Raw genomic sequence first — 1,272 nt, 5'->3', positions numbered from 1 at the left:
TGAGCGGCCCGAGACATAGGTGACGATTTGTACCGGACACATGGGTAACACATTTCGCTTTGCGGGAGGTGTCGATGCCATGGAAGGAGTGTTCGGTAATGGACGACCGTATACGCTTCATCGCGCGTCTTCTGGATGGTGAAGGCATGAGCGATGTTTGCCGGTCTTTAGGGATATCCCGAAAGACCGGCTACAAAATTTTCAACCGCTACAAGGAGGCCGGGCTCGACGCTCTGACCGACCGCTCGCGGCGGCCGGTGCGTTATGCCAACCAGCTGCCCGAACAGATCGAGCGGTTAATCGTCGCAACCAAGAAGGACAAGCCGCATTGGGGCGCCAGGAAGATACGCGAGCTCCTGGTCAGGAAGTTGAACGGCGATGTCCGCCTCCCCGCCAAGAGTACCGTCCATGCGGTACTCGACCGCCATGGCCTGGTGAAGCGAGCTCGCCAGCGCCGACGCTGCAAGGCTGAGGGAACTGCCCTTTCGGATGCTGTTGCACCCAATGATCTGTGGTGCACCGATTTCAAAGGCGAGTTCCAGCTTGGCGACCGCCGCTACTGTTACCCCTTGACGGTGACCGACCAGGCGTCGCGCATGATCTTGCTGTGCGAAGCCATGGAATCAACGCGGCAACAGCCCGTCATCGAAGCCTTCAGCCATCTGTTTGCAAACCGGGGGCTGCCAACCTCGATACGGAGCGACAACGGGACCCCATTCGCCTCACCCAATGGGCTCTACAACCTCTCCAGGCTCTCAGCCTGATGGCTGCGCCTCGGTATCAAGATCGAGCGCATCAGGCCCGCCAGCCCGCAGGAAAATGGCAGACACGAACGCATGCATCGAACCCTCAAGCAGGAAACAACCCGACCGCCTGGCATGAACTTCCTCCAGCAGCAGGCGCGGTTCGACGCTTTCGTCAACGAATTCAATAACGAAAGACCGCACGAGGCCCTCGACATGAAGAGCCCCGCCGCAGTCTATTCAACCGCCAAAATCGCCTATGCTGGATTGCCCGACGTGGAATATCCCTTCCATGACCGCGACATCCTCGTCACCCACTGCGGTCGTATCTGCATGGCCCGAAAAAAGATCAATATCTCAACCGCGCTCGCCGGCCAGAGACTCGGGCTCAAGGAAGTCGACGACGGCATCTGGCTCGTCAGCTTCATGCAATATGATCTGGGCTATATCGATCTCGAACAAAGAACGTTACAAACAATCGACAACCCCTTCGGAGCAAGGGTGTCACCCATGTCTTAGGTACAATATG

The 1,272-nt window shown here is 57.8% G+C and carries 2 protein-coding genes; both read left to right on the top strand.

Translation table 11 applies throughout. The annotated features are described in order from the left end of the window. Positions 1 to 98 precede the first annotated feature (98 nt). Positions 99 to 764, top strand: coding sequence for a helix-turn-helix domain-containing protein (locus tag K0M74_RS05770; RefSeq protein ID WP_293969036.1), 666 nt, complete (start codon positions 99 to 101; stop codon positions 762 to 764). Positions 765 to 767: 3 nt separating this feature from the next. After that, positions 768 to 1,262 (top strand): integrase core domain-containing protein, encoded by a 495-nt coding sequence (locus tag K0M74_RS05765; RefSeq protein ID WP_366932636.1) that lies wholly within the window; start codon positions 768 to 770, stop codon positions 1,260 to 1,262. Positions 1,263 to 1,272 lie beyond the last annotated feature (10 nt).

The organism is Sphingopyxis sp. (assembly GCF_019459305.1).
GTDB lineage: Bacteria > Pseudomonadota > Alphaproteobacteria > Sphingomonadales > Sphingomonadaceae > Sphingopyxis.
This window is presented reverse-complemented; position numbering and strand designations above follow the sequence as displayed.

Bases quoted from the DNA above. Each gene is read 5' to 3' on its own strand.
- K0M74_RS05770 (WP_293969036.1), top strand. From the start codon at position 99: ATGGACGACCGTATACGCTTCATCGCGCGTCTTCTGGATGGTGAAGGC.